Below are 6,508 nucleotides of genomic sequence, written 5' to 3' on the forward strand. Positions count from 1 at the left end.
AGATGAAATTGCTAACTTTAAACTGTCACTCTTGGCAAGAAGAGAATCAAATGGAAAAGATAAAATATCTTGCTAAAGTCATTCAAGAAGAAGAGTACGATGTCATCGCATTGCAAGAAGTAAGTCAGTCGATACAAGCTGAAAATGTATGCGGTAACAAGAAAGAAGATAATTTTGGACTTTTACTATTAGAAGAGTTAAAAGCGTTACATGTAAAAGATTACAATATTACTTGGGATTTCTCTCATATTGGTTATGATGTGTATGAAGAAGGATTAGCGATTATAACGAAGCATAATGTTGTAAAAGAAGATACGTTCTTTATTTCAGAAAATAAGGATACAACGTATTGGAAAACACGCAAAATTGTAAGTGCGACAATTGCTTATAATGATAAGAATATAACGTTTTACTCTTGCCACCTCGGTTGGTGGAATGATGAAGAAGAATCATTCAAAGATCAAGTTAATCGTTTGATGGGGCGTGTAGATAGTAATGAACTTTCCTTCTTAATGGGTGATTTTAATAATAACGCTCGTTTACAAGGTGAAGGTTATGAATATATGATGCAAAAAGGTTTGTATGACACATATGAACTAGCAATAGAGAAGGATGAAGGAACAACTGTCCAAGGTGAGATTGCTGGTTGGGATGAAAATAAACATAACTTACGAATCGATCTAATATTGTGTAACCAAAGTGAAAAAGTTCGTTCTTCAAAAGTCATTTTTAATGGTACGAACAGAAATGTAATTTCAGATCATTTCGGTGTAGAAGTACAAGTAGATATATAATAGAAGAAATCCTCACAGATGATGAAAAGCTGTGAGGATTTTTTTGAGGAATACAAGTATTGCCAAGATAAAATACTTGTATTTTTTATGACATTTCCTATATATTTGTTATTATTGAATGTAAAACTAATTTGGTCATTTTGTATGCATACTTTTTTTACTTCGTTATATAATGAAGTAAGTGAAATATTTAATGGGAAAAATAGTGTATTTTCGTTTAATCCACGATGTAGAAAGTGATATAATTGCAAAATGTATGTATCATTTTCTAAAGAAGGAAAAATATATAATTAGGTGATAACTTCTATGAAACAAATTTGGCGTATTTATAAGACAGATTTACGGAATGTAGCTAAACATTGGGCTGCAATTGTTATTGTTTTAGGATTAATGATTTTACCATCGTTATATGCATGGTTTAACATTAAAGCTTCTTGGGATCCATATGGAAATACAAAAGAGGTTCCCATTGCCGTTTCTAACCAAGATGCAGGCTCTAATTTAAGAGGGAAAGATATTAATATCGGGGACGAGATTGTAGATTCTCTAAAGAAAAACAAGAATCTTGGTTGGAAATTTGTAGACCAAAAGCAGGCGATTTACGGAGTTGAGCGTGGGGATTATTATGCAAGTATTACAATCCCAAAAGACTTCTCTGAAAAAATTGCAACGGTTCTGGATGAAAATCCACAAAAGCCAGAACTTGATTACTATGTAAATGAAAAAGTAAATGCGATTGCACCGAAAATTACAGCAAAAGGTGCATCAGGTATTACGGAAGAAATTAGTAAAAACTTCGTTAAAACAGCAAACGGTGAGATTTTTAAAATCTTCAATGACCTTGGAATCGATTTAGAAACAAACTTACCAAGTATCGAGAAAGTAAAAGACCTTGTCTTTAAGTTAGAAGCGCAGTTCCCAGAAATGAATACATTAATGGATAAGGCGTTAGATGATGCAACTCGAGCAGAGGATATTGTGAAAGTAGCGCAAAAAGAGTTACCGGTTGTAGAAAGTGTTATGAATGATGGGCAGGAAGCATTAGGGAATTTAGATAAGTTCTTCGCGAGAAATAATGAAACATTGAATCGTGCTCCGGGAACTATTAAGAATAATTTAATTGTAACGAAGCAGGGATTGGATGCTGCAGCGAAAATTACGGATTACTTAAAAAATCCTTCATTTGATTTTAATCTGACACTTCCAGATCCAGCTAAATTACCAGTGTTACCTAATATAACTCTTCCACAAATACCGCAAATACCAGAAATTCCAGCGTTACCGCAAGTGAATGGTGATGGGTATAAGAATATTGCTAAAAATATTGATCAAACTGTAAATAATGTTTTCAGCTCAATACGTGTTGGAACAACTTACGCACAAGGTGTTATAAACGGGTTACAAAATGGTAATTTTGATCCGGAAAAAGCGAAACAAGATCTTAATAATGTTTCTGAGACGCTGCAAGGACGTGCGGATAGTGTTTCATATGTAATTGATGTCTTTACTAAATTTAAAGAGTCGGCATCAACTGATTTTGGAAAAGAATTCTTCCAAAAGAGAATAGAAAGATTAACAAACCTTAAATCAGCTATTGAAAATGCAAATGGTGGCGTTAAAGATATTGCCAATATTATTGGTACAGGGCAAGAAGTGAAACAAGATGTAAGAGATGCTACTAATAAAAAGTTAGATTCAATAAATAACTTGGTAAATCAAGCAGAAGCAGATTATAATGCAACATTCGTAACTGATTTTGAAAAAGCAGTAAGTACAGCCGAGCAATTGAAAGATAAGGCTGAAGGTGTAAAAGAAGATGCGCAACAACTTAGAGGTAATTTAAATCAAGATATAAAAAAAGCGAATGAGTTAGTAAATCAAACAAATGAGGCATTAGACAATGGTAGAGAAAAGTACGATAAGGCTGTAAGTGATTACAGCAGATTAAAAACAGAACTTGGAAAAGCAAGAGAAGACTTAAGCAACGCAGGTGTTAATGGATTAGACTCTACAAAAGTAGCCTTAAATGATTTAAATGGACAGTTCAAAGCAGCATGGAATTTATTTAACGACATGATTCCAGTTCTGGAAAGTACAAATAAAGTTTTAGCAGATGTAAATAGTGATAAGAACACGAATAACACGATTTCTAAATTGAATAAAGTAAAAGATGGTCTTCAAAAAGGAATCGATTTAACTGATAAAGGAATTGACTCTATTAATAAAGGGCAAAAACCAGCAGCAGATGTGATTGAAAGTATTAATGAAGTATCTAAAAGTGTTTCGGGCCAAATTGGTGACATTTTAGCTAAATATGACTCAGAAATCACTCCAAATTTCAATGCAGCTATTGCTCGTACAAAAGAGATGTCTAAAAACACATCTCAAATTTTAAAAGAAGCAGACAAAAAGCTTCCAGATGTTAAAAAGCTACTAGAAGATTCATCAAAAGGCTTAGTAGACGGTAAAAAGAAATTAACAGACATTAAGGCTGACATGCCGGAAACTGAGAAAAAGATTAAAGACTTAGCAAATAAAATTCGTGATTTTGAATCTGAAGAGGATATAAAAGACATCATACGCTTATTGAAAAATGATGTTGAAAAGCAAAGTGATTACTTCGCGAATCCAGTCAATTTAAAAGAGAATAAGTTATTTGCGATGCCAAACTACGGTTCAGCGATGTCACCATTCTATACAGTGCTTGCATTATGGGTAGGCGCATTATTAATGGTTTCATTATTAACAGTAGAAGTACATGAAGAAGGCGCGAATTATAAGAGCCATGAAATTTACTTCGGACGTTTATTAACATTCTTAACGATAGGTCTTTCACAAGCGTTTATCGTATCGATGGGAGATATATTCTTGCTCGGTACGTACGTAGTCGATAAGTTCTGGTTTGTGTTATTTAGTTTATTTATTGGTGGAGTCTTCGTTTGTATTGTATACTCACTTGTTTCTATTTTCGGAAACGTTGGGAAATCGATGGCGATTATTTTACTTGTACTGCAAGTAGCAGGATCGGGCGGAACATTCCCAATTCAAATGACACCAGCGTTCTTCCAAGCAATTTATCCGTTCTTACCGTTCACATATGCAATTAGTGCAATTCGTGAAACAGTAGGTGGAATGCTTTGGGATATCGTAACGCGAGATTTACTTGTGTTAAGTGCTTTCGTAGTAATTATGATTGTTGCTGCGTTATTACTGAAAACACCAATTAACAAATCGAGTGAAAAGTTTGTTGAGAACGCTAAAGGAAGTAAAATTATTCATTAAAAATAAAAGGTTCCTACCGATAGTGGTAGGAACCTTTTTGTTTAATCGAATTTTAACTTCTTTAATGCTTCTGCGAACGGATTGTTTAATGGTTCTTCTTCTTTGTTCTGCTGTTTCATATATTTTTGAACGTCGCGTTTATCAGCTTTGCTTCCAGATTCCTTTTTACGTCTTTCTTGGAATGTGGATAATTTCTCACGATAGCCACATTTACATGCAAAGATTTGTCCTGCACCTTCACCACGTAATTCTAACTTCTTCTTACATTGCGGACAACGAGCGTTTGTTGTACGAGATACATTTTTACGATGACCACATTCACGGTCTTGGCATACAAGCATTTTTCCTTTTTTGCCGTTTACCTCTAGCATTGGTTTACCGCAGTCTGGACAAGACTTTGTTGAAATGTTGTCATGTTTATATTTTTTATCACTCGATTTAATTTCAGAAACAATTTCTTTCGTATAGTTCTTCATTTCTGAAATGAATACTTCTTTTTTCAGTTTACCCTTTGCAATTGCTTCGAGTTTTTGCTCCCATTCACCAGTTAGTGTAGGAGATTTCAGTTCTTCTGGCACTAAATCAAGTAGCTGACGGCCTTTTGAAGTAATGTGAATATCTTTACCACGTTTTTCAAGTAAGAACGAATTGAATAACTTGTCGATAATATCTGCGCGTGTCGCTACAGTACCTAATCCACCAGTTGATTTTAACGTATCAGCAAGTTGTTTGTTTTGCGTATCCATATATTTTGTAGGATTCTCCATTGCTGAAAGTAAAGTTGCCTCGTTAAAACGTGCAGGTGCTTTCGTTTGACCTGATGTTTGCATAATTAACTTTACAGTTAATGTATCGCCTTTTTCAATGCGAGGTAGAAGTTGCTCCTTTACGTCATCCATTACATCATCATCTTCAAAGCGGTTTTCATATACTTCTTTCCAGCCGGCATGTAAAATTGTTTTTCCTCGTGCAATGAACGTTTCATTGTCAACTTTTGTGCGTAACGTTAGTTGTTCGTATTCGAATGCTGGGAATAAAATGGCTAAGAAACGTTTTACAACTAAATCATAAATTTTACGTTCTTTATCTGTGAAGGCGGAGAAATTAACGTATCCTTCTGTCGGAATAATTGCGTGATGATCGCTTACTTTACTATCATCAACAAATGATTTATTAGCCTTGATAGGCTTTTGTAATACTTTATGTGCTAAAGGACGGTATTCTCCAACGCCACATGCTTTTAGACGCTCTGGAAGTGTTCCAACGATATCAGATGAAATATAGCGTGAATCTGTACGAGGATACGTTAGAACTTTATGTTGCTCATACAATTTCTGCATAATGTTTAATGTTTCTTTCGCAGAGTAACCGAACTTTTTATTTGCATCACGTTGTAATTCAGTTAAATCGTAAAGACTAGGAGAGAATGACTTCTTCTGTTTTTTATCAATTTCCACAACGGTAGCATTATGCTTATCTAAACCTTTTACAATACCATCAATTTTTTCTTTATTAAAACTGCGGCTATTACCATTTGCATCTTGCCAAGTTAGTTTTAACTGATTCGTTGTTTGTGCTTCGATACCGTAGTAAGTTTGAGCTTTGAAGTTCTTTATTTCATCTTCACGATTAGCGATCATAGCGACAGTAGGTGTTTGTACACGGCCGCAATTCAGCTGGGCATTAAAGCGAGTCGTTAAAGCGCGAGTCGCGTTAAGACCGATGTACCAGTCAGCTTCTGAACGTGCGACAGCCGAAGCGTATAAATTGTCATATGCTTTACCTGGTTTTAAATTTGCGAAGCCGTCTTTAATTGCTTTATCAGTAACAGATGAAATCCATAAACGCTTAATAGGTTTTTGTATTTTAACTTTATCGATAATCCAACGTGCGACTAATTCGCCTTCGCGTCCAGCATCTGTCGCTACAATAATTTCATTTACATCTTTTCTAAGTAGCTGACTCTTCACAGCATTAAATTGTTTCCCTGTTTGTTTAATAACCGTTAATTTCAAGCGCTCAGGTAGCATCGGTAAATCTTCTAAATTCCACTGTTTATATTTCACATCATAGCTTTCTGGATCAGCTAATGTAACGAGATGACCTAAAGCCCAAGTTACAATATATTTACTACCTTCAAGGTAGCCATTTCCTTTTTTATCGCACTTAAGTACACGCGCAATATCACGTGCAACGGAATGCTTTTCAGCGATTACAACGCTTTTTACCATATTTAAAACATCCTTTCAAATTTCCATACGTTAACTATAGCATACATCTTCTTGAGATTCAGTTTCGCTCCAGATTTGAACGTTTTTTAGTGGGATAACATCTGTTTGAGGGTGAATGATGGCGACAGAACATAATATGCGCCATGATGAGACTATGAGAAATAGATACTTATTTATCCCGCATTAACGGGCAGTAAGACC

Annotated in this window: 3 protein-coding genes; 2 read left to right on the plus strand and 1 reads right to left on the minus strand. The window is 34.8% G+C overall.

All coding sequences use genetic code 11. The features are described from left to right. Positions 1 to 2: 2 nt before the first annotated feature. Positions 3 to 794: an endonuclease/exonuclease/phosphatase family protein gene (locus GFJ36_RS01755; protein WP_075311954.1), complete on the plus strand. Its 792-nt coding sequence runs from the start codon at positions 3 to 5 to the stop codon at positions 792 to 794. A 306-nt stretch (positions 795 to 1,100) separates the two neighbouring features. Then, positions 1,101 to 4,076, plus strand: coding sequence for a YhgE/Pip domain-containing protein (locus GFJ36_RS01760; protein ID WP_098082088.1), 2,976 nt, complete (start codon positions 1,101 to 1,103; stop codon positions 4,074 to 4,076). 41 nt (positions 4,077 to 4,117) lie between these two features. Here GFJ36_RS01760 and topB read toward each other — a convergent pair whose 3' ends face one another. Next, positions 4,118 to 6,307: a DNA topoisomerase III gene (gene topB / locus GFJ36_RS01765; RefSeq protein ID WP_157349435.1), complete on the minus strand. Its 2,190-nt coding sequence runs from the start codon at positions 6,305 to 6,307 to the stop codon at positions 4,118 to 4,120. Between the last annotated feature and the right edge of the window lie 201 nt (positions 6,308 to 6,508).

This window comes from Bacillus sp. EE-W1, assembly GCF_009760835.1.
GTDB lineage: Bacteria > Bacillota > Bacilli > Bacillales > Bacillaceae_G > Bacillus_A > Bacillus_A wiedmannii.

Bases quoted from the DNA above. Each gene is read 5' to 3' on its own strand.
- GFJ36_RS01755 (WP_075311954.1), top strand. From the start codon at position 3: ATGAAATTGCTAACTTTAAACTGTCACTCTTGGCAAGAAGAGAATCAA.
- GFJ36_RS01760 (WP_098082088.1), top strand. From the start codon at position 1,101: ATGAAACAAATTTGGCGTATTTATAAGACAGATTTACGGAATGTAGCT.
- topB (WP_157349435.1), bottom strand. From the start codon at position 6,307: ATGGTAAAAAGCGTTGTAATCGCTGAAAAGCATTCCGTTGCACGTGAT.